Genomic DNA, 21368 nt, shown 5'->3' with positions numbered 1-21368 from the left:
GAGCGCCGGGGGTCGGTGCGCGGGCCTTTGGCTCGAACTCTCAGCCCTTGATGTGCAGATTGATCTCTTGAGCACCGAACCTGAACGCCTTGCGCTCGACCGGCCGCGATGATGCACGGCAGCGCTGACCTGATAGCAGCTTTGTAGTAGCCTTGCCCCTTTTTCGCCAATCGGGCGTCGGTTTTCGGTATGGCGCAAGGCTTGCCGCGTACAAGTTTGAACAGTTCCGGGCTGGTCCGTGCGCTTGCTGACCTGGCGGTGTCGGACGTTCCGGAATCGAAGCAGTCCTTTGCCGACAGACTCGGCCAGTGGCTGGACTTTCCCGATGCCCTGTCGCTGTTCTCCGCGCTCAACGCGGACGCGGCAGGCACGGCGGAGGGGCCGTCTGCGGCGCGGTCGTTGGCGACCGCCGCGGCACGGGAGGAGTTCGCCCGCGTGCGGGGTGCCCTGGCGGATTCGATAGCCGCGGACGACGTGCTCGATCCCGGCACTGCGCGAATACCGCTGCCCGCGCCGGCGCCGCAGGCATCGGTCGAGGACGCGGCCGATTTCGCTCCCTACCATCGCTACTATCTCGCCCATCAGCGGGACATGGCCGCGAGCATCGGCCCCTTGCGCGCCACGGTGCGGGCCGCGCTGTCGGCGCGTTCCCCCGCCCTCAAGCAGCTCGCCGCGCTGGATGCGGTGCTCGACCAGGCCCTGGCGGCGCGGGAGCGCAACCTGCTGGCGACGGTGCCCGGACTGCTGGCGAAGCGCTTCGAACATTTGTTCAAGGCGCACCAGGCGGCACGCGGTGATGCACAGGCAACGGATGAGCCGGCGCGGTGGATGCAGTCCGGCGGGTGGTTGGCGGTGTTTTGCGCGGAGATGCAGGCCGTGCTGCGGGCAGAGCTGGACGTTCGCCTGCAGCCGATCGCGGGCTTGATCGAGGCACTTGATAACGAGGTAACAGCTGGCAATGAATAGAACCCTCTGCGTGGCGGCCTTTGTCGCGGGTGTGATCGCCGTGTGCTGGGTCGGTGTCGGTTATATCGGCACCAGTCCGCTGGCGCTGACCATGACCGCGCTGATCGGCGCGGTCTATGTGCTGGGCGCGGTGGAACTGCTGCGTTTTCATCGGGCCACGGCCGCGCTGGCACGGGCACTGGCGGCGATTCCCGAAAACTTGGCGCATCCGGGCGAGTGGCTCGGGCGGCTGCCTCCTTCCTTGCACAACGCGGTGCGCCTGCGCATCGATGGCGAGCGCGTCGGACTGCCTGGCCCCGCGCTGACCCCTTATCTGGTGGGGCTGCTGGTGCTGCTGGGGATGCTGGGCACCTTCCTCGGCATGGTGCTCACCCTCAACGGCGCGGTCGTCGCGCTGGAAAGCACCACCGACCTGCACACCATCCGCGCCGCGCTCGCGGCGCCGGTCAAGGGGCTGGGCGTGGCGTTCGGCACCTCGGTCGCCGGCGTGGCCGCTTCCGCGATGCTGGGGCTCGTTTCGGCGCTGTGCCGGCGCGCGCGGCTGCAGACCGCGCAAGTGCTGGACACGAAGATCGCCACCGTGCTGCGCGGCTTCTCCCTCGTCCACCAGCGCCAGGAAACCTTCAAGGCCCTGCAGATGCAGGCCCAGGCGCTGCCCGAACTGGTGGACAAGCTGCAGGTGATGATGGCGCAGATGGAACGCCACAGCAGCCAGTCGAACGAGCGCCTGGTCGCCGAGCAGGAGCGCTTCTATCGCGACGCCAGGGGGATGTACACCGAGCTGGCCGCGTCGGTCGACACCTCCCTGAAGGACAGCCTGATCGCGAGCGCCCGCGTGGCCGGCGAGACCATCCAGCCGGTGGTCGAGGCCACGATGAGCGGCATCGCCCGCGAAACGACCGCGCTGCAGGCGCGTGTGGCCGACACGGTCAAGGCCCAGCTCGACGGGCTCTCCGAGCGCTTCGGCACCACCGTCGCCACGGTGGCGGACACGTGGACGGCGGCGCTCGCCCAGCACCGGGACAGCAGCGAAGGCCTGAGCAAGAACCTGCAGGCCTCGCTCGCGGCCTACACCGACACCTTCGAGCAGCGCTCGGCGTCGCTGCTCGCGTCGGTGGAAGGCGCCCACGCCGGCCTGCGCGCCGATCTGGTGGCAACGACGACGGACATGGCGCACGAGACCGCCGCGCTGCACGAGCGGCTGGCCACGACCGTCGAGATTCAACTCGACGGGCTCGCGGCCCGTTTCGGCACCGCCGTCACCACCGTGACCGACACCTGGACGGCGGCCCTGGCCCGCCACGAGCGCAGCAGCGAAAGCCAGAGCGCGCAGCTGCACGAGGCCCTGCAAGCCTTTGCCGATACCTTCGCCCAACGCTCGACCGCGCTGCTGGCCACGGTCGGCGAGGCGCACGCGGGCTTGCGGGCGGAACTGGCCTCCACGGATCAGACGCGGCTGACGACGATGACCACGGCGCTGGAGGCGATGGCGGCAGCGCTGCAAGTGGAATGGCAGCAGGCCGGGGCGCAGACCCTGGCCCGGCAGGAGCAGATCTGCCAGACCCTGGCCGACACCGCCCGCGACCTCAGCGCCGAAGCGAAAGCCCAGGCCAGCACCACCATCGCCGAAGTCGCCGGGTTGATGCAGACCGCCGCCGAGGCGCCGCGGGTCGCGGCCGAAGTCATCGGCGAGCTGCGCCAGGAGCTTTCCGCCAGCATGGCGCGGGACAACGAACTGCTGGCCGAACGCAGCCGCATCATGGAGACCCTGGGGACGCTGCTGGCCGCAATCAATCATGCGTCCACCGAACAGCGCGCAGCGATCGACACCCTGGTGGCGTCCTCCGCGACCATGCTCGAGCGTGTCGGCACCCGGTTCACCGAGCGCGTCGAGGCGGAGTCCGCGAGGATGGGCGACCTCGCCGGCCAGATCACCGGCGGTGCGGTCGAGGTGGCCAGCCTGAGCGAAGCCTTCGGTCTCGCGGTGCAGCTGTTCAGCGCGTCCAACGACAAGCTGATGACGGCGCTGCAGCGCATCGAAGGCTCGCTCGGCAAATCCGTGGCGCGCAGCGACGAGCAGCTCGCCTATTACGTGGCCCAGGCGCGCGAGATCATCGATCTCTCGATCATGTCGCAGAAGCAGATCGTCGAGGATCTGCAGCAGCTTTCCGGCCGGCAGGCCGCGCTTGCCGGCGAGGCCTGACGATGGACGAGATCGACGCCGGCATCGAACATTCCGCGCCCGCATGGGCGGTCTTCGGCGACCTGATGTCGGGCCTGCTCGGTGCCTTCGTGCTGATCCTGGTCGGCGTCCTCGGCGTTCAGCTCGAACTGACGACCAGCCTGGAGACCGAGGTGCAGAAGCGCCGGATGGAGGAACAACGACGCGAGGCACTGGAAAAGGCCCTGGCGGTGCCGCTGGCCTCCGGCCGGGTGACCCTAAACGACGGCCGCATCGGCATCAGCGGCAGCGTGCTGTTTGCGCTCAATTCCGACGCGCTGCAGCCCGAGGGCCGGCAGCTGCTCAAGAGCCTGGCGCCGCCGCTGGCCGCCTATCTGGGCGCGCGCGACGAGATGCTGATGGTCAGCGGCTTTACCGACGACCGGCCGGTGCGGGAGACCAACCGCCAGTTCGCCGACAACTGGGAGCTGTCGGCCGAGCGCGCGCTGACCGTGACCCGGGCCCTGATCGACGAAGGCATTCCGTCCTCGGCGATCTTTGCCGCGGCCTTCGGCCCCGAGCAGCCGGTGGCTTCCAATGCCGACGCCGACGGCCGCTCGCAGAACCGGCGCGTGGAGATGGCACCGGTGCCGAAGTCGGCCAAGGGCAGCCCGGGGCCCAATGGCTGAGTCCGCGAACGCCGGCGCCGCGGTGGCAAACCCGCCCGAGGGCCTCGACCCGGGGGTGATGATCGACGCGTTGCGGGCGCGGGGCGCGGAGCGCTTCGATCCGGTCGGCTTCCGGTTCATCGAGGCCCTGGCCCGGCGGGCTGCGGCCCAGGGCGATGCCGCCCGGCGCGTTCTGGATCGCCGGCTGGCAAAGGCATTGGCCGAGTATGGCGAGCGTTTCGACCGCGCCGGGGGCGAGGCCGACGCTACGCTCGCCCGCGAGAGCGCACGATTCCCGGAGGCCGTCGAAGCGCTCAAGCAGTGCTACGACGCCGGGGATTTCGGCGGAGTGCACCGCCTTCTTGCCAGGCTGGATGCGCGGGGCGGCAACGGGCCTTTGGTGGAGCTGCTCGCCCATATTCGGCGGCACACGCAGGAAGGCCGGCATGGCGGGCCTGCCCATGCCACCGGGGGCGGAATCGAGCCGCGCGGCGAACTCAGATCCATGCAGTATTTCCGCAGCACCTGGTCGCGGCTCAGCGTCGATCGGCAGCTGACCCGGGCCCTGGCGCACGCGCCCGAGAATGCCGGCCCGCTCAATTCGCATTTTCTGCTGCTGCAGGCGCTCACGCAGATGCGCGACATCGCGCCGGAATACCTCAGGCAGTTCATGGCCTATGCCGATGCCTTGCTGTGGCTGGACCAGGCGGACAGCAGCCGAAGCCCGGCGCAGAAAAGCGCCGGTCGCGGCGAACGCGACCGGAAGCGGAAATCGGGCCGCGGCAACGCCGGCTGAACGCCGTCAGGCGGTGTGCCGGCCACGGCCTGCGAGGGAGCCCCGCCGCGCGTGGAACACGTGGTCAAGCCGCTCGGGACGAAGTTCGTGCGTATCCTGGATGAACTGGAGACGCTGCAGCATGAGATCGACTGCGAAACCTGGCGGCGCGTGGATCCGGGACGGAGTACGGGGTTTCGAGCCGGCGTCGGTCCAGAGCAACCAGCACGGGAGACTTTCATGGCGATGTACAGTAACGCGGCGATGGTTCTTTACTACGATTTCGATGGTGACCCCGCCGAGCACGACGACTGGCATACCTACGAGCATATGCACGAGCGCCTGTCGATCCCCGGCTTCCTGCGCGGCACGCGGTGGGTGGCGCGGTCCGGCGGGCCGCGATACCTGATCGTGTACGAAGTGACCGGCGTCGAGGTCGCGACGTCGCCGGCCTACCTGGCCCGGCTGGACGACCCGACGCCGTGGACGGCATCCACCATGGCCCGCCTGCGCGGCATGATCCGCGGTTTCTCCAAGGTCACCGCCAGCTCGGGCTATGGCCTCGGGAGCACGGCACTGTCGATTCGTTTCTCGCCCCGCGCGGGGACGGAGGCGAAAGTGCGCGCAGTGCTGCAGGGCGAAGTATTGCCGGCCATCGCCTCGCGCCGTGGCCTGGCCGGCGTGCATCTGCTGGAGCCCGCGGCGCGCCCGCCGATGACCCGGGAGCAGTCGATCCGTGGCCCGGATTCGGCGCTCACATGGGTGCTGATCGTCACCGCGTACGACGCCGAGGCGCTGCAACGGGCGCTGGTCGACGATCTCGCCGACGATGCCCTGGCGTGCTGCGGCATCCCCCTTCCGGTCGAGCGGGCGAGTTACGCGCTGCAATATACGGTGACGTCAGCGGAAGTTGCCGCCTCCCCACCCAATCCGGCGCTGGCGCCGCAGGCCCGTGGGGCGGACGGCGTGCGGCGTTGAGCGGGCGCAGTCCGGAGTGAGCGGCCGCGGGCGTCCATCGTCGATGCGGAGAACAGCGCGGCACGGCTCAACGGCGACGGCCCGCTGCCAGGCTACAGGCGCATCCCGCCCATGCCGAGCACCCCCATCAAGCCCACGATGATGAGGTAGAGCGCGACGATGAACCTGAGCAGGCGCGGCATCACCAGGATGAGGATGCCGGCGATCAGGGCGATCAGTGGGCCGATGGACAGCGTGAAATGCATACGGAGTTCCTTGCAAGGGGGCAGTTGTGGTTGAACGGCGGCGGGGCGTCTATCGCCAGCGTCGGCTTCGCGCCCTGACCACCAGGTAGACCTCGCGCAGGAAGAGCGCCAGCGACATGATCATCGACGCCATGGCCAGGACGAACAGCGCGGCCACGCTGGTTCCGGTGTCGAAACTCACCATCGTGCCGAGAAAGGCGGTCGCCACCACCAGGCAGACCAGCAGCGCACCCAGTACCGAGAAGAACATCGCGTGGTAGATCAGCCCGCCGCGGCTGTCGATCAGTGCCAGCTCCTCGACGTCGTCGGCGACCTCTTCGGCGGAGGTCGCCGCCGTGATGCGTCCGTTGAGCACTCGCCGACGGTCGACGACGCGTGACAGGCGTCCGCTCAGCACATTGATCACGGTGGCGATGGCGGTCAGCAGAAAGACCGGGGCCACCGCGAGCTGGATGGCATGGGTGATGTCGGCGATCTGGGGGAACATTGGGCGTGCGCAGCGGTGGGGCGGAGAGGCAGACTCTACCCGATCTGGGCCGGGGCGGGTCGGATTGCCCGGGCGGATGGTGGCGATGCCGTCCGGCTAGCCATGCGTGGTCACCGGCAGGCGAACTTTGTTCGCTACCGATTTACTCCGGATACCCGGTCGAAATCTCCTTCACCTGCTGCCTGAGCCACATGTTCGCCGGATCGTGGTGAAAGCGCGGATGCCAGTGCTGGCGCAGGGCGAAGCGCGGTAGCTGGGTGGGCGGTTCGACCACCCGGACGGCCTGGTAACGGGTGAAGATGGCACCGAGTTCGCGCGGCACGGTGGCCACCAGATTGGGCTGGCGTTCGAGGATCAGTGGTACCACGAGGAAATGCGGCGTGGTCAGGTAGATGCGCCGGCGGATGCCGAGATCGTCGATGACGCGATCGTAGGCGGTGCCGCTGCTGCCGGTGAGCGAGACCACGACGTGATCCATCCCCTCGAACTGCTCCAGCGTCAGCCGGTCGCCGACCGCAGTGTTCGCGGCGGCGACGATGGTGACGAAGGGGTGGGTGAACAACTGCTGCTGGAACAGCCCCTGGGGGATGGCGCGCAGCGAGCCGATGGCAAGGTCGGCCTCGCCCGATTCCAGGGTCTCGGCAACCCGTGCCTGGGGCACCTGCAAGGTCTGCAGGGTGCAGCCGGGGGCCCGTTCGCGCAGGCGTTCGATCAGCAGGGGCAGGAAGACGAGCTCGCCCATGTCGGTCATGCAGAAGCGAAAGCAGCGCTCCGCCCGCGCCGGGTCGAAGCGGGCCTGGCGCTGCAGCTCGTTGCGCACGATCTCCATCATCTGCAGCACGGCCGGCGCCAGCGCCTCGGTGCGCGGGGTGGGCTTGAGGCCGGTCGCGGTCTTGATGAAGAGCGGATCGTCGAGCGCCTTGCGCAGCCGGCCGAGCGCGTGGCTGACCGCGCTTTGCCCCACGCCGAGCTGCTCGGCCGCGCGGGTGGTGCTCTGCTCGCGGATCAGCGCGTCGAGGACGATGACCAGGTTGAGATCGAAGTCTTGATGAACCATGTTCATTACCCTAATCAAGGCCATGAGTTGGACTGATTTTCCGCCCGGGCTATCGTTGAAGCAACCGCCCGCATGAGACGGTACCGACAACGATGGAGACGATAATGAGCATTCGCCTTGCCCCCCGCAGTCTGTTGCTGTTCCTGCTTGCATTCGCCTGTCCCGCGCTGGCCCAGGTCAATGTGGGCGTGACCCTGTCCCTGACCGGCCCCGCTGCCTCGCTCGGCGCGCCGGCGCGCAAGATGGTCGATCTGCTGCCGCGCGAGATCGACGGCACCCGCATCGACTACACCGTGCTCGACGACGGCTCCGACCCCACGCTGGCGGTGAAGAACTTCCGCAAGCTGGTCGAGGAGCACCAGGTCGACGTGGTGATCGGCTCCTCCACCACGCCGTCCACGCTGTCGATGGTGGAACCGGCCGCGCGCGCCGGGGTGCCGCTGATGAGCCTGGGCAGCGGCGCGGCTATCGTGTTGCCGCAGGACGAGACCCGGCGCTGGTCGTTCAAGGCGGTACAGAACGAGGCCCTGATGGTGGAAGCCACGCTGGCCCACATGAAGGCGTCCGGGGTCAAGAGCCTGGGCTTCATCGGCTTCACCAACGCCTTCGGCGAGGGCTGGCTCGACCAGGTGCGCACTCAGGCCGCGACGCATGGCATCCGGCTGACCAGCGTCGAGCGCTACGGCCAATCCGATACCAGCGTGCTGTCCCAGGTGTTGAAGCTCCTGACCGGCAAGCCCGATGCGGTGCTGATCGCCGGTTCCGGCACGCCGGCTGCGCTGCCGCAGAAGACCCTGGTCGAGCGCGGCTACAAGGGCCGTATCTACCAGACCTACGGCATCGCCAACCGCGACTTCCTGCGCATCGCCGGGCGCGATGCCGAGGGCGCGGTGTTCGCGGTCGGGCCGGCGCTGGTGGCGGACCAGCTGGCCCCGTCCAACCCGGTGCGGGCGGTGGCCACTGCCGTGACCGCGCGTTACGAGAAGGTCCACGGCGCGGGCTCGATGTCGATCTTCGCCGCCAACGTGTGGGATACCGGCCTGTTGCTGGGGTCTGGCCTGAAGCAGGCGCTGGCCAGGGAAAAGCCGGGCAGCGCAGCGTTCCGCGCCGCACTGCGCGACGGCCTGGAGGCGACCCGCGAACTGGTCACCAGCCAGGGGGTGATGAATCTGTCGCCCGCCGATCACGTCGGTTACGACCAGCGCGCGGTGGCGCTGGTCGAGATCCGCCAGGGCGCCTGGCACTACCTCGGCGGCGACTGATCCGCCCGGCGGGGGCGCTCCCGCCCCCGCCCGTACGCACCCAATCCCCGATGTGTCCTGCATCGCGGCGCCGTTCTCCGGCGCCGGGCGGGCGGGGTGCGCCTGTCTTCCCCCGAAACTGCTCAAGGAGCCACTCATGTTCGTGAACAATTGCTGGTACGTCGCCGCGTGGAGCGACGAGGTCAAGGACGAACTCTTCGCCCGCACCCTGCTCGACACCCCCATCCTGCTTTACCGCGACACCGCCGGCCGCGTGGTGGCGCTCGACAACCGTTGCTGCCACCGCGCCGCGCCGCTGTCCCTGGGCCGGCGCGAGGGCGACTGTGTGCGCTGCATGTACCACGGCATGAAGTTCGATCCGAGCGGGCGCTGCGTCGACATCCCGATGCAGGAGATGATTCCGCCGCAAGCCAGGGTGCGTGCCTATCCGGTGGTCGAGCGTTCGCGCTGGATCTGGATCTGGATGGGCGATCCGGCGCTGGCCGACGAATCCCTGCTGCCCGACACCCACTGGCTGGACGACCCCGAATGGCGCAGCCTGTCGGGCTATATGCGGCACCAGGCCAACTACCTGCAGGTGGCCGACAATCTGTGCGACTTCTCGCATCTGTCCTTCGTCCATCCGGAGACGGTCGGCGGCTCGGTGGCCTATGCGCGCTCGCAGCCGCGCATCGAGCGCCTCGACAACGGGGTGCGGATCACCCGCGGCCTCGACGACGACGAACCCGCGCCCTTCGTGAAGAAGCTGCGCCCGGACTGGAAGCGGGTGGATCGCTGGAACAACTATGATTTCCTGGTGCCGGGCATCCTGCTGATGGAGTCGGGCAGCGTGCCGGTGGGCCGTGGCGGCGCCAGTGGCAGCCGCGAGGGTGCGCTGCAGTTCCGCAGCTGTCAGGCGATCACCCCGGAGACCGCGGACACCACCCACTACTTCTTTGCCCAGCCGCACAATTTCGGTATCGAGGATCCGGAAGTGACGCGTCAGATCCACCAGATCCTGATCGAGGCTTTCGAGGAGGATCGCCGCATCATCGGCGGGCAGACGCAGATGCTCGCCTTCGATCCCGGCTTCAGGATGATCCCGCTGGGCGTGGATGCGGCGCTGTCGCACTTCCGCTGGGTCATGAACAAGCGCATCGGCGCGGAGCAGGCAGCATGACGGCGGGGCCGCTGCGGGTCCGCATCGCCGAGCGCGTGGCCGAGGCGCGCGACGTGGTCACGCTGGAGCTGCGCAGTCTCGACGAGCGGGCTTTACCCGTCTTCGCCCCCGGCGCCCATCTCGAGATCGCCCTGCCCAACGGCCTGATCCGGCACTACTCGCTGTGCAACGACAGCCGCGAGCGCGACCGCTACGTGATCGGCGTCGGCCGTGCGGTGGACAGCCGTGGCGGTTCGCGCTACCTCCACGAGTCGCTGCGCGTGGGCGACACCCTCGAGATCGGCGCGGTGCGCAACAACTTCCCGATGGTCGAGGGTGCGCGCCGCCACCGCTTCATCGCCGGCGGCATCGGCATCACCCCGCTGCTGGCGATGATCCGGCAGTGCGAGGCCCAGGGCGCGGACTGGTCGCTGTTGTACTGCATCCGCAGCCGCCAGCGCGCCGCCTTTCACGAGGTGCTGGTGCAATGGCCCGACCGCGTGCGCTACCACACCGACGACGAAGCCCCGCCTGGCGGCCCCGACCTGGTCGCCGCCCTGGCCGCGCCGGTGGACGGTGAGCAAGTGTATTGCTGCGGTCCCGACGGGCTGATGCGCGCGGTGAGTGCGGCGGCGGCCGACTGGCCCGCGGGCAGCGTGCATTTCGAGTGGTTCTCGGCGCCAGTGGCGCCGGCGGCCGTATCGTCCGGGGCGAAGCCGTTTCGCGTGCTGCTCCGGCGCCAGGGCATTACGCTGGACGTCGCCGCCGACCGCAGCATCCTCGACACCCTCGAGGACCACGGCATCATGGTGCCGTGCGCCTGCCGCGAGGGCTTGTGCCGCACCTGCGAGACCACCGTCTGCGCCGGCGAAGTGGAGCATCGCGACTTCGTGCTGTCGGGCGCGGAGCGCAGTGCCGGCAGCTCGATGATGATCTGCGTATCGCGTGCCAGGTCGGCGTCGATCGAACTGGATCTCTGAGCCGGCGGTGTCACCGCCAGGCGCAGGCGATCCCCGACGATCCGGTGTAACGCTCGCGTTCGACTGCCGACCAGCCCCTATCGACCTGACGGCAGCGGCCGCTGTCCTGGCAGGCGCTGGCGTGGGGCGCGACCGAGGATCGCTTTCGCCCCGCCCATCCCCGCGAGGACCCCGAGGGCAAGGAGCAGCAGCGCAACAGTGGGCGGTTCCGGCACCTGCATGACCTCCGACACCGTCAGCTGCCAGGAACCCGGATTGAAATAGATCGAGCCGTGGTCGTAGCCCCATCCGCTGAAGCTGTCTCCCCGATCGGTGATGTCCACGTCCTCGTAGCCCGCCACGCCGCTTCTCGAGCTGATGGTCGCACCGCGGAAAGTGCGAAAGTCTTCCTGCTCATGGACGCCGAGATGGATGTACCACGCCGTCGGAAGACCGAAGGCATCCAGTTCATGGATGAAGATTTGCCCTTCGTAGGAGATGGGCGAGCTGATCCGTATGTAAGGGAAATACGGATAAGAGAGGTAGACGTCCTCGGTGGGCGCCGACATCCATTCGTCGATGAACTCCTGCGGCAGCAGCTCGTAGTACGGTTCGAAGGTTGTCTGGTACACCAGGGTATGGTCGCCGTCCCCCATCAGGAAGCCGAGGCCGGGGGTGCCCATCTGGTTGTGATCGCCGGCGACAAGCGGGGTGGGTGTGGTGATCTCGGCGAAGATGAAATCCTCTGCGGTGTACGGGCCGCGATAGAAGCCGGGGTTTCCGCTGCCGAACGGATTCCCGGTATAGGTGTAGTGATACATCGGGGCGGCCCCGGCGAGCGCGGGCAGCAGGAACAGAAGCGCGGCAATGAAGTGCAGCACAAGTACGAATTTGCCGGCCGGGAACTGCCGCCACGACGATCCATTTTCCGGTGGAACGGTGGAGCAACGAGAGGGGAAATACATCGGCGGACTCCTTCCTGCTGCGTTTCAACCGGATTGGATATTCAGCTTAGGACGGATGTCCCGAGTGTGATCCGAGTGTCTTGTAAGCATTCGTTTCGCATGGCCGGCGCGGGTGCATGACCGCGGGCAGTGACCGCGCCGACCGCCCCGTAAGCGCGATGATGATCTGCGCATCGCGGGCGATGTCGGCGTCGATCGAAGCACCTGGTGTAATTTTCGGCTCGCACGCCCGACCAACACGTATCGAGGCAACGGGAGCGCTCCATGTACTGGCAGATCCTGGCGAGGCTTGCGCTGATATCGGCAAGCTGCCTGGCGGGACCGTCTGCGCACGCCGAAATGCCGTGCACGCGCAGCAGCCCCGCACATACGGTAGCGCTGGTGGAGTTGTACACGTCCGAGGGCTGCAGCAGTTGCCCGCCGGCCGATCGCTGGCTGAGTGCGCTCCCGGGCCGCTATTCCACCGACCAGGTGGTGGCGCTCGCCCTGCACGTCGATTACTGGGACTACATCGGCTGGCAGGACCCGTATGCGCAGGCGCAGTTCAGCGGCCGACAACGGCGCCTGGCCAGTCTCGCCCGCACCCGGACGATCTACACCCCGGAAGTGTTCGTCGCCCAGCGCGAGCTGCGGGGCTGGGGGGAACCGGCCACGTTCGCGCGCCGGGTGCAGGAGATCAACCGGCAGCCCGCGCGCGCCGACATCACGGTCAGCGTGCAGCGGCTCGCCGGGCGCGAGGCCACGATCGAGGCCCGCTTCGCGCTGGCGCCGGCGGAAGATTCCGGATCGCAGCTGCAGGGCGTGGTCGTGGTGTACGAGGATCGGCTGGTGTCGGCAGTCCGTCGGGGTGAAAACAGCGGCGTCACGCTGCATCACGATCGTGTGGTGCGGCGCTGGTCGCCGCTGACGCTGGTTTCCGGCAGTGAACCGCAGCGTGTGCGCGAAACCATCGCTCTGGAGCCGGACTGGAACGGCGCAAACCTCGGCGTCGCCACCTTCGTGGAGGACCTGCAAAGCGGTGAGGTGTTGCAGGCGCTTGCGCTGCCGGGATGCATGGCGGCCGTGCGCTGAGCGCCGGGCGGAAGCGTACGGTTACGGCCCGTCCTGACCGGCAGTGTCGCGAGAAACGGCAAGCCGTCGGCATCGCCGGACCCGAGGTCCATGCGGCGTGGCCGCAAAAGACGTGCCGGTCGTCCGCCTTGTTTGGGACTTCCTCATGGTGCCCTGGGCGAGACTCGAACTCGCACGGCTTGCGCCACTACCCCCTCAAGATAGCGTGTCTACCAATTTCACCACCAGGGCTCCTGCTTCCCCCGGATCCCGCCGACATTGCGTCGGGCGGGGCGCGTCAGCGACGTGCCGAGGAGGCGAAGGGCGCGGATTATAGACGCGATGGGGTGGTCGCGGTCAAGCGCGACGGTTCCCGCTGTCGTTGCGGGCGCTTTATGGTGTCGGTTGGCCGGACCGTTCGGCGGCGGTGTCGAGGGTGGCCTCCAGGGGGGCGATGATCGCTTCGACCTCGCGCGCGTAGTCGGCGGCGCCGGCGAGAATGTCGCCGGCCAGCGCGGGCGGGAAGATCACCGTGGCGAGGGCGGTCGGCTCGCCCGCGGCGAGGGCGGCATGCAGCGCGTCGGTGGCCGGGCGCGGATGGCGGACCCAGTAGGGCTGCCAGTAGTCCTGGATGCCTTGGCACAGCGCGCGGCCGCGGTCGGCATCGGCCGCGGCGAGCGCGCCGGCGCGGGTGGCGATGCGGCCGGTGATTTCGCGATAGAAGGCCATGGTGTAACTGTCGGCCGGCTCCGGGATGGCCTGGAAGGCGTAGGCATAGAATGCGGCCCGGCAGTAATACCGGCGCGCCGCGGCCAGCTCGCCGGCGGCCAGGGCGACGTCGCCCAGCAGACGGAAGTTGTTGGCGAGCAGTTCCGGGTCGCGTTCCGCGAGCGGGGCGTGCTCGCCGCCCGCCGCGCTGCCGGCCTCCTGCAGCGCGCGCCGGGCATAATCGCCGGCCGCCGCGGGCTCGCCCTGGTCGAGCAGGAACTGGCCGACGTAGAACCAGATCCACGCCGCCACCCAGAGGTCGCCATCGCGCTGGAACAGGTCGTGGGCGGCGGTGTAGCGGCGGAGCGCGCCGTCGCGGTCGTTGCGGCCGTAACCGTGGGCCTCGGCGAGCAGAAAGTCGGTGAAGCCGCGCACCCGGCGGGTGTCTTCGTCACGGATGTTCGCGGCCTCGCCCTCCAGCCCGAGGCTCTGGCGGATTCTGGAAAGGGTGCGCTCGACCTCCGGCCAGTTCCCCCTGGCCGCCTTCTCGTAGCCTTCGGGATAGGCTTCCTGGAACGCCGCGACCAGCTCGAGACCCTGTTTGACCCGCGGATCGACGCTGCGGCGCTGGCGCCATTCGAGCAGCAGGCGCTCGCAGAAGGGGAAGCGCTGGTAGTAGCCCCACCACCAGAACGCATCGAAATAGACCCGCAGGAAGGCCAGCACGCCGGTGACCGCGTTGCCGGCATGGGCCAGGTGGTAGAGCCAGGCGTCCTTGGTGGCTTGCCAATCGGTCTGCTCGTAGCGGTACCAGCCGAGGTAGGCCACCGGGTTGTCGTCGATGTCCTGCTGCAGTTTGCGCGAATAGTAGTCGAGCGCCTTGTGGTGCAAGGCCTGCGATTCGGTCAGCGGCAGCTTGGTGCGCGCGTACTCGGCGATCACCCGGTGCATGGTGTATTCGCCGTGGCCGTAATGCTCGATCACGCCGATGTCGCTCAGGTCGTAGAGCACCGCGGGTGGAGCGTTGGCGACCTCGAGGGCGATGTCCTTGGAGAAAGTGTTGGGTTTGGGGCGGAAGATGGACAGTGCGAGCAGCGCCCTCCGGGCCTCGTCGGAATGCAGGGCGGTGAAGCTGATGTCGATGATCTCGGCCAGCGAGCGCGAGCCGTCTTCCGCGCTCGGATTGATCTCCAGCCGGTGACCGGCCTCGGCGACGGTCTGGAAGGCGCTGGCAATGCGGTCGGGATCGCCGTCGCCGGATTCGCGGCGCAAATATTTTCCGATCAGGACCAGGGCCAGCGGCAGGCCATAGACCGCGCCCACCAGGTTGCTGGCACCCTCGGGGTCGAAGGCCACCGCTTTGGGGGCGATGTCGGTGAGCAGGCGAAGGCCGGTGGCGGGGTCGAGTTCCGGCACCAGTTCCGGGTCACCGAGCATGTTGCCGATGTCCTTGAGGCGGGTGGTAATGATGAACACGCCGTTGGGGACGAGCTGCATGAACTCCCGCGCGGCCTTCTTCTGCCACACGTCGTCGAGCACCACCAGCATGCGGCGGGTGCCGATCGCATCCTTTACCGTGGTTTTCCAGTCGTCGATGCTGGCCAGGCTGAGCTTGCGTTCGTCGGCGATCTGCAGCGCCGAGGCCCAGCGCCGCAGTTGTTCGCCGACCTGGGGCTGGCGCCCGAGATCGGCCCACAGCACGCCGTCAAAATGCTCCAGGATGGCGCGGCGGTCGAGCAGCAGTTCCTGCGCGACCGCGGTCTTGCCGACCCCGGGCAGGAACACCAGGCTCTGGCTCTTGCCGCCCAGGATACGTTCGCGCAGCTCGCGGACCAGATCCTCGCGGCCGACGATGTCGTGGTCGCGATGATGGTCCGGCACCAGGAAGGGTGGCGGCTTGCCGGCGGTGGGCTGCGCTCTGGCGGGCGCTTCCGGCGCCGCATGCAGTCGGTCGAGGCGGGCGGTGAAGTAGGACTCCAGCAGCTTGCGGAACAGGTCTTCGAATTCCTCCGGGGTGGCGTAGTCGTGGCGGCCGCCGGCGGCAGACCCGTCGGGATTCTGCAGCCGTTCGAGAAAGGCCCCGACGGCCCGGTACTGGGCCTTGCATTCGGCGATCCCGCGGTCGTCGAGATCGACATCGATGCGCGGCTTCTCGGTGCGCCGGAACAGCCACACCTCCTTGCCGGCGGCGAGGGCGTTCTCGTATTCCGACACGGTGCCGGATTCGTAGCGACTGCCGTCGCTGCGCACGATCGCGGCCGACACCGGGGTGCCCAGCCGACTCCACAGCAGCACCACGGTCAGGTCGCACTCCCCCGCGGGGCCCTTGTAGCGATCCACTGCGACCTGCGGGTTGATCCCCGCCGGCATCGGCGATGGCGCATCGGGATCGTCGTAGGCGATCGCTTCGGTGGTGATCTTGCCGCGATAGGCCGGGGTGCGGGGCAGGGCGTCGATGACCGCGCGTGCACGCTGGCGCTCTTCGCCCACGTCACCGGGCGAAGAGATGAAGATCTTCAGATGCAGGGGCTGGTTCGCGCCCATGCCTGATCAGCTCGATTCCTGGCGCACGCCGTCGGCAAAGCGGTAGCTGCGGATCGGTGCGCACACCTGGACCTGGTAGTCGGAGAAGAACACCGCCCGGCCCTGTTCCTGGACCGCGACGTGCTCGGGGTGGTTGCGCCACGCGATCAGCGTTTCCAGGGATTCGAATTCGACGATGGAGACGCTCTCGCCATCGGCCGCGGCGAAATCCTTGTAGGACCTGAATCCGGGCATGCCGGAGGCGACTTCATACATCCGTTCGCCCATCGCGGTCAGCGCCTGCTCGTCGATTCCGGCCTTCAGCCGGGTGCGGAATACCACGACCACCATGATCTTCTCCTTGGCTCGGGAATGTCAGCGGAGGCAGCTACCCTGTGATCATCGTAGACCACATGTAAGGCCTCTGCCGCCGGGGGACGAGTCCGGGCCGATAGCGGGAGGTCGTCGGCGGGCGAAGATGCACGGCCCGGCCCGATACCCCGGGCCGCTGGCCGGGGCCACTGCCGGACGGCGCTACATTGCCGCTACATGACCACTACATTGCTACACATTCCGGGTAGGGTCCGGGCAGTACCATGCCTCTACGAACAAACCCTCACTGCCGGTCCGAGCTCCGCGAGCGCGCCGGGCCTGGCGGGTTGCCAATAACGAGAACGCGTATGAAAGCTGATACCGGGCCGCGGCCCGCCCCTCTCCGTTTGCCTGCCCACAAGCGTCGGGCCCTCGCCCTGGCGCTGGCTGCGGCGCTCACCCTGTCCGGCTGCATGACCGTGGGCCCCGACTATCGCGTACCGCATACCGATGTGCCGGCGCGATGGACCGCTGCGGCCGACACGCGCACGCCGAATGCGGCGGTGCTGGGCGAATGGTGGCGCCAGTTCGACGATTCGGTGCTCGACGCCCTGGTGGCCGATGCGCTGGCGGCCAACCTCGACCTGGCCACGGCGCGGGCGCAGTTGCGCGAGGCGCGGGCGCGGCGCGGGCTGGCCGGTGCGCAGCTGGGGCCGACGGTGAGCGTGTCGGGTTCGGCGGGGCGCAGCCGGTCGAGCGCAGAGAGCGGTACCGCGTCCACGAGCGAGCTGTACAGTGCAGGCTTCGACGCAAGCTGGGAACCGGACATCTTCGGTGGGCTGCGGCGTGGCGTGGAGGCGGCCGAAGCCGATCTGGGCGCGAGCGCAGAGAGCCTGCGCGATACCCAGGTGTCGCTGGTAGCCGAGGTGGTGCTCAACTACGTCGAACTGCGCACCGCCGAGCGGCGTCTGGCGGTGGCCGAGGGCAGCGTGGCGGCGCTCGGCGAAACCCATGATCTGACCCGCTGGCGGGTGCAGGCCGGGCTGGTATCGACGCTCGACGAGGCCCAGGCGCGCACCGAGCTGGAAAGCGCGCAGGCCGCGCTGCCGGCGCTGCGCACCACGATGGTCGAGGCGCACAACCGGCTTGCGGTGTTGCTGGGGCGCGCGCCCGGAGCGTTGCAGGCCCGTCTGGCGGCAAGCGGGGCGGTTCCGCTGGCGGGCCGTGCCGCGGCGGTGGGCATTCCCGCCGACACCTTGCGCCAGCGTCCGGACGTGCGCGGCGCCGAACGCGAGTTGGCGGCGCAGACCGCGCGCGTGGGCGAGGCCGAGGCGGCTCGTTACCCCAGCTTCAGCCTGTCCGGCTCGCTGGGAGTGGAGGCGCTGGCGCTCGATGCGCTGGGCAATGGCGGCGCGGTGGCGCACTCGTTACTGGCCGGCATCACCGCGCCGATCTTCGATTCCGGGCGCATCGGCGCCAATATCGAGATCCAGGATGCGCTGCTCGAACAGGCCCTGCTGGGCTATCGCGGCGCAGTGCTCGGCGCGCTCGAGGAGGTGGAGAACGCCCTGGTCGCCGTTGCCAACGCCGGTGAGCGGCGTACGCAACTGGCGCAGGCGACCACCTCGGCCCGCGAAACCCTGCAGATCGCCGAGCATCGCTACGCCGGCGGCCTGACCGATTTCCTCACCGTGCTCGACAGCCAGCGCACCCTGCTCACGCTCGAAGACGAGCTCGCGAGCAGTACCGGCGCGCTGGCCACCGCCCAGATCCAGCTCTACAAGGCCCTCGGCGGCGGTTGGTCGCCGACGGACCCGATCGAAACTTCCAGGACGGCCTCATGAACGACGTAACGAAACAGGACGCCGCGGGTGTTCCCGCGCCGGCTCTCGACCAGCTCCTCGCCACCCACGGTGGATTCCTGCGCCGGCGGCGCTGGCCGATCGCGCTGGCCGTGGTACTGCTGCTCGTAGCCGGCATTTTCATCGTGCGCGGCAACGGCGAGGCCACGGCCCCGCGCTACGTGACCGAGGCCGCAAGCAGCGGCAGCCTTGTGGTCAAGGTGTCGGCCACCGGCAACCTGGAGCCGACCAATCAGGTCGATGTGGGTAGCGAGCTCTCGGGCACGATCGCCGCGGTGTTCGTCGACGACGACGACCGGGTCACCAAGGGCCAGGAGCTGGCCCGGCTCGATCTGTCCAAGCTCCAAGATGCGGTGGCCAAATCGCGCGGGGCGCTGGCGGTGACTGAGGCCGTCTTGCAGCAGGCGCTGGCCACGGTGGCGGAAACCCGGGCCAAACGCGAACGCTACCGCGAAGTGGCGCGTTTGTCCGGCGGCAAGGTACCGTCCAGGACCGAGATGGACGCCGCCGAAGCCGAACTGAAACGTGCCGAAGCCAACGCCGCGAGCGCCCGTGCGAGCATCATGGAGGCGAAGGCGAGCCTGCAGACCGAAGAAACCAATCTGGCCAAAGCCCACATCCGCTCGCCGATCGACGGCGTGGTGCTGGAACGCTCGGTCGACCCCGGGCAGACCGTGGCCGCTTCCTTGCAGACGGTCACCCTGTTTACGCTGGCCGAGGACCTCTCCAAGATGGAACTCAAGGTGGAGGTGGATGAGGCCGACGTCGGTCAGGTCAAGGCCGGGCTGAAGGCCACCTTCACTGTCGATGCCTGGCCTGGACGACGGTTCGAGGCGGTGATCACTCGCGTGGGCTACAACGCCACCGATGACGACGGCGTGGTGTCCTACCCGGCGGTGCTGCAGGTCGCCAACGACGACCTCAGCCTGCGTCCGGGCATGACCGCCACCGCCGAAATCACCACCATTACCCGCGACGATGCGCTGCTGGTCCCCAACGCTGCACTGCGCTTCACCCCGCCGGCCGAACCTGTCGGGCAGAAGTCGGGCACCAGCGTGATCGCGTCGCTGATGCCGCGCCCGCCTGCTAGTGCCCCCAAGGTGCAGGCGCCGGTCGCCGCCGAGGACGGCACCCAGCCCATCTGGGTGCTGCGCGACGGCGCACCGGTGGCGCTGCAAGTAAAGACCGGCGCGAGCAACGGCCGCGTGACCGAGGTCGTCGGCGGTGAGCTGCGGGCCGGCATGGAGGTCATCACCGAGACGGCGGGCGTCCAGCCATGAACGAAGCACCCCCGCTGATCCGGCTCACCGGCATCACCCGCAGCTATGGCCGCGGCCAGGTCGCGTTTCAGGCCCTGAAAGGCATCGATCTGGAGGTTGCGCAGGGGGAGTTCGTGGCGGTGATGGGGCCGAGCGGATCGGGGAAATCCACTGCAATGAACATCCTCGGCTGTCTCGACACGCCCACCGCCGGCGGCTACGAGTTCCAGGGCGTGCGGGTGGAGCGCATGTCGCGCGACCAGCGCGCACTGCTGCGCCGGCACTTTCTCGGATTCGTGTTCCAGGGCTTCAATCTGCTGTCGCGCACGACCGCGCTGGAAAACGTCGAACTCCCGCTGATCTACCGAGGCGAACCTGCCGCCCGGCGCCACGCCGCGGCGCGTGAGGCGCTGCGCCAGGTGGGCCTCGAAGGCTGGGAGGATCACGCCCCGAACGAGCTTTCCGGCGGCCAGCAGCAGCGCGTTGCGATCGCACGCGCCATCGTCACCAACCCTAAGGTGTTGCTCGCCGACGAACCCACCGGCAACCTTGACACCCATAACAGCCAGGAGATCATGGAACTGATTGCCGGGCTCAACCGCGAGCGCGGCATTACCGTGCTGATGGTCACCCACGAGCCCGAAATGGCCGCCTATGCTCGCCGAGTGGTGCGCTTCGTCGACGGCCGGGTGGATAGCGACCACCGCAACGAGGAGCACGCCTGATGGTGTGGAACACCCTACTCCTGGCAATGCGTGCGATCCGCCGCAACCTGATGCGTTCCTTCCTCACCATCCTGGGGGTGGTGATCGGCGTGGCCGCGGTGATCACCATGGTCACACTGGGCAACGGCGCCACGCGCTCGGTATCCGACCAGATCGCGAGCATGGGCAGCAACCTGCTGATGGTGCGCCCCGGCCAGCGCTTCGGCCCCGGGTCGAACGACGCGCCCGACTTCAAGGTCGCCGACGTCGAAGCGGTGCGCAACCAGATCAGCGGCATCGCCGCGATCGCGCCGGTGGCGAGCAGTTCGGAAACCGCGGTCTACCAGGCACGTAACTGGTCTACCTCGGTCACCGGCACAAGCAACGACTACTTCCTTGCGGGCAACTGGGAGATCGCCGCCGGGCGCGAGTTTACCGATGCCGAGGAGCGCGCCGGCAAGGCCGTGTGCGTGATCGGCGACACCGTGCGCGACAAGCTCTTCGGTCAGCAGAACCCGGTGGGTGCCGAGATCCGCATCAAGCAGTTTGCCTGCGAGGTGATCGGCCAGCTCAAGCCCAAGGGACAATCGGCGATGGGCTCGGACCAGGACGACGTGGTGATCATGCCCTTGCGCACCGTGCAGCGACGGCTCAAGGGTAGCCAGGACGTGGGCATGATCATGCTGTCGGTGAGCCCCGGCGCCTCGATCGACACGGTCAAGAAGCAGCTCGAACTGCTGCTGCGCGAACGGCGCAAGATCGGTGACAGCGACGAAGACGACTTTCGCGTGATGGACACCCGCCAGATCGCCGAAACGCTGACCGGCACCACCCGCATCCTCACCATGCTGCTCGGTGCGGTGGCCGCGGTGAGCCTGCTGGTGGGCGGCATCGGCATCATGAACATCATGCTGGTGTCGGTCACCGAGCGCACACGCGAGATCGGCATCCGGCTGGCGATCGGCGCGCTCGAGCGCGAGGTGCTGCTGCAGTTCCTGATCGAAGCGGTGGTGCTTTCCAGCCTGGGCGGGGTGATCGGCATCGTGCTCGCCGCGGTGGCGTCGGTCCTGCTGTCCGGGGTGATGAACGTGTCCTACCTGTTCGACCCCTCGATCAACCTGCTGTCCTTCCTGTTTTCGGCCGCAATCGGGGTGATCTTCGGTTACTTCCCGGCGCGGCGGGCGGCGCAACTGGATCCGATCGACGCCCTGCGGCACGAGTAGGGGCGTCCCGGCGCGGCGATCGCGCAATGATGCCCCGGCCCCTCGCGGCGGGGCATAATCGGCCCC

General features: G+C 68.4%; 19 protein-coding genes and 1 tRNA gene. 13 read left to right on the top strand and 7 right to left on the bottom strand.

Features of this window, described 5'->3' with window-relative positions:
- The first annotated feature begins 201 nt into the window (after positions 1-201).
- From AC3A35_RS20350 to AC3A35_RS20330, 5 genes are read left to right on the top strand one after another with little or no spacing between them, the layout of a single operon-like run.
- Complete coding sequence (locus tag AC3A35_RS20350) at positions 202-966, top strand: DUF3348 domain-containing protein (protein ID WP_487438130.1); 765 nt, start codon at positions 202-204, stop codon at positions 964-966.
- Positions 959-3169 (top strand): DUF802 domain-containing protein, encoded by a 2211-nt coding sequence (locus AC3A35_RS20345; protein WP_487438129.1) that lies wholly within the window; start codon positions 959-961, stop codon positions 3167-3169. The genes AC3A35_RS20350 and AC3A35_RS20345 overlap by 8 nt, the downstream gene beginning before the upstream one ends.
- A 2-nt stretch (positions 3170-3171) precedes the next feature.
- Positions 3172-3816, top strand: a complete 645-nt coding sequence (locus AC3A35_RS20340) for an OmpA family protein (RefSeq protein WP_487438128.1) — start codon at positions 3172-3174, stop codon at positions 3814-3816.
- Positions 3809-4591: a DUF2894 domain-containing protein gene (locus AC3A35_RS20335; RefSeq protein ID WP_487438127.1), complete on the top strand. Its 783-nt coding sequence runs from the start codon at positions 3809-3811 to the stop codon at positions 4589-4591. Before AC3A35_RS20340 ends, AC3A35_RS20335 begins: the two co-directional genes overlap by 8 nt.
- Before the next feature lie 51 nt (positions 4592-4642).
- Positions 4643-5548, top strand: coding sequence for a hypothetical protein (locus AC3A35_RS20330; protein ID WP_487438126.1), 906 nt, complete (start codon positions 4643-4645; stop codon positions 5546-5548).
- A 92-nt stretch (positions 5549-5640) separates the two neighbouring features.
- Here AC3A35_RS20330 and AC3A35_RS20325 read toward each other — a convergent pair whose 3' ends face one another.
- The 3 genes from AC3A35_RS20325 to AC3A35_RS20315 all read right to left on the bottom strand — a co-directional run bounded on the left by AC3A35_RS20325 (position 5641) and on the right by AC3A35_RS20315 (position 7337).
- Positions 5641-5793, bottom strand: a complete 153-nt coding sequence (locus AC3A35_RS20325) for a DUF3096 domain-containing protein (protein ID WP_487438125.1) — start codon at positions 5791-5793, stop codon at positions 5641-5643.
- A gap of 49 nt (positions 5794-5842) precedes the next feature.
- Positions 5843-6280: a DUF2721 domain-containing protein gene (locus tag AC3A35_RS20320; RefSeq protein WP_487438124.1), complete on the bottom strand. Its 438-nt coding sequence runs from the start codon at positions 6278-6280 to the stop codon at positions 5843-5845.
- Between the two features lie 142 nt (positions 6281-6422).
- Positions 6423-7337 carry a LysR family transcriptional regulator gene (locus AC3A35_RS20315; protein WP_487438123.1) on the bottom strand — a complete coding sequence of 305 codons (915 nt, stop codon included), beginning with the start codon at positions 7335-7337 and terminating at the stop codon, positions 6423-6425.
- 104 nt (positions 7338-7441) lie between these two features.
- Here AC3A35_RS20315 and AC3A35_RS20310 point away from each other — a divergent pair, with 104 nt between their 5' ends.
- The 3 genes from AC3A35_RS20310 (at position 7442) to AC3A35_RS20300 (ending at position 10717) form a co-directional block, all read left to right on the top strand.
- The gene (locus tag AC3A35_RS20310; protein ID WP_487438122.1) at positions 7442-8599 is read left to right on the top strand and encodes an ABC transporter substrate-binding protein; all 1158 of its coding nucleotides are present in this window, start codon (positions 7442-7444) and stop codon (positions 8597-8599) included.
- A 136-nt stretch (positions 8600-8735) separates the two neighbouring features.
- The gene (locus AC3A35_RS20305; RefSeq protein ID WP_487438121.1) at positions 8736-9758 is read left to right on the top strand and encodes an aromatic ring-hydroxylating dioxygenase subunit alpha; all 1023 of its coding nucleotides are present in this window, start codon (positions 8736-8738) and stop codon (positions 9756-9758) included.
- Positions 9755-10717: a PDR/VanB family oxidoreductase gene (locus tag AC3A35_RS20300; RefSeq protein WP_487438120.1), complete on the top strand. Its 963-nt coding sequence runs from the start codon at positions 9755-9757 to the stop codon at positions 10715-10717. The genes AC3A35_RS20305 and AC3A35_RS20300 overlap by 4 nt, the downstream gene beginning before the upstream one ends.
- A gap of 77 nt (positions 10718-10794) precedes the next feature.
- Here the strand turns inward: AC3A35_RS20300 and AC3A35_RS20295 are convergent, their stop codons facing one another.
- The gene (locus tag AC3A35_RS20295) at positions 10795-11661 is read right to left on the bottom strand and encodes a hypothetical protein (protein WP_487438119.1); all 867 of its coding nucleotides are present in this window, start codon (positions 11659-11661) and stop codon (positions 10795-10797) included.
- A gap of 264 nt (positions 11662-11925) precedes the next feature.
- Here AC3A35_RS20295 and AC3A35_RS20290 point away from each other — a divergent pair, with 264 nt between their 5' ends.
- A complete protein-coding gene (locus tag AC3A35_RS20290) occupies positions 11926-12732 on the top strand; it encodes a DUF1223 domain-containing protein (RefSeq protein WP_487438117.1) in 807 nt (268 codons plus the stop codon).
- 146 nt (positions 12733-12878) lie between these two features.
- Here the strand turns inward: AC3A35_RS20290 and AC3A35_RS20285 are convergent.
- The 3 genes from AC3A35_RS20285 to AC3A35_RS20275 all read right to left on the bottom strand — a co-directional run bounded on the left by AC3A35_RS20285 (position 12879) and on the right by AC3A35_RS20275 (position 16293).
- Positions 12879-12963, bottom strand: a tRNA-Leu gene (locus AC3A35_RS20285).
- A 141-nt stretch (positions 12964-13104) separates the two neighbouring features.
- Positions 13105-15963 (bottom strand): NB-ARC domain-containing protein, encoded by a 2859-nt coding sequence (locus tag AC3A35_RS20280; protein ID WP_487438116.1) that lies wholly within the window; start codon positions 15961-15963, stop codon positions 13105-13107.
- Positions 15964-15969: 6 nt separating this feature from the next.
- Positions 15970-16293 carry an antibiotic biosynthesis monooxygenase family protein gene (locus tag AC3A35_RS20275; protein WP_487438115.1) on the bottom strand — a complete coding sequence of 108 codons (324 nt, stop codon included), beginning with the start codon at positions 16291-16293 and terminating at the stop codon, positions 15970-15972.
- Between the two features lie 329 nt (positions 16294-16622).
- Between AC3A35_RS20275 and AC3A35_RS20270 the strand changes: the two genes are divergently transcribed.
- Genes AC3A35_RS20270 through AC3A35_RS20255 form a run of 4 tightly spaced genes read left to right on the top strand, consistent with a single transcriptional unit; the run spans position 16623 to position 21302 of the window.
- Complete coding sequence (locus tag AC3A35_RS20270) at positions 16623-18098, top strand: efflux transporter outer membrane subunit (protein WP_487438114.1); 1476 nt, start codon at positions 16623-16625, stop codon at positions 18096-18098.
- Positions 18095-19396 (top strand): efflux RND transporter periplasmic adaptor subunit, encoded by a 1302-nt coding sequence (locus tag AC3A35_RS20265; RefSeq protein WP_487438113.1) that lies wholly within the window; start codon positions 18095-18097, stop codon positions 19394-19396. Before AC3A35_RS20270 ends, AC3A35_RS20265 begins: the two co-directional genes overlap by 4 nt.
- Complete coding sequence (locus tag AC3A35_RS20260; RefSeq protein WP_487438112.1) at positions 19393-20100, top strand: ABC transporter ATP-binding protein; 708 nt, start codon at positions 19393-19395, stop codon at positions 20098-20100. Before AC3A35_RS20265 ends, AC3A35_RS20260 begins: the two co-directional genes overlap by 4 nt.
- Positions 20100-21302: an ABC transporter permease gene (locus tag AC3A35_RS20255; RefSeq protein ID WP_487438111.1), complete on the top strand. Its 1203-nt coding sequence runs from the start codon at positions 20100-20102 to the stop codon at positions 21300-21302. Before AC3A35_RS20260 ends, AC3A35_RS20255 begins: the two co-directional genes overlap by 1 nt.
- Positions 21303-21368: the final 66 nt, after the last annotated feature.

This window comes from Azoarcus sp. Soil_N_20, assembly GCF_057656155.1.
The sequence above is the reverse complement of the archived record's forward strand: the minus strand, read 5'-3'. Positions and strand labels throughout refer to the sequence as shown.